Genomic DNA, 501 nt, shown 5'->3' with positions numbered 1-501 from the left:
CGGTGCCCCAACCGCTGGACGGGCGCTGCTGGAACAGGCCCTGCGAGTCGTGGTCGTTACGGGCACCCAGGTGACCCAGGTTCTCCAGCTTCGACTCCTGCAGGGCGGTCGCGATGGCCACCACGGCGGCCCGCTCGTCCATGCCCGACTTCTTCGTCGCCGCGATGATCGCCTTCACGCTCGCGGTCTGCTCGTCGCCCAGGTCGATGCGCGACTGCTTGCCCTGCACACCGTGCGGGATCAGCTTGTCCACACCGGGCTTGTCGGCCTGCACCACGGCAACGGCCTTGGCGTCCATGGCCGGGGTGGCGTGGGCCTCGGTGACGGGGCCGGCGAAGACGCCACCGGCGAAGGCCAGACCAGCAATACCCAGAACGCTCTTACGCAGAATGGTGGTGTTCATGGGGGAAGCTCCTTCAGGGGGTTGACGCCGCCGGTCGACCGGGGGATCGACATGACAGGCGGCGTAAGCACCACGAGCAGGCGCTCACACATACAAGG

At 67.9% G+C, this 501-nt stretch carries 1 protein-coding gene; it reads right to left on the bottom strand.

What is annotated here, in order from left to right; all coding sequences use genetic code 11:
* Positions 1-403 (bottom strand): hypothetical protein (locus tag KBX37_RS34050; protein ID WP_210779907.1); only part of this gene is annotated, 403 nt, incomplete at its 3' end.
* Positions 404-501: the final 98 nt, after the last annotated feature.

The organism is Micromonospora sp. U56 (genome assembly GCF_018070095.1).
Taxonomy (GTDB): domain Bacteria; phylum Actinomycetota; class Actinomycetes; order Mycobacteriales; family Micromonosporaceae; genus Micromonospora; species Micromonospora purpureochromogenes.
The sequence above is the reverse complement of the archived record's forward strand: the minus strand, read 5'-3'. Positions and strand labels throughout refer to the sequence as shown.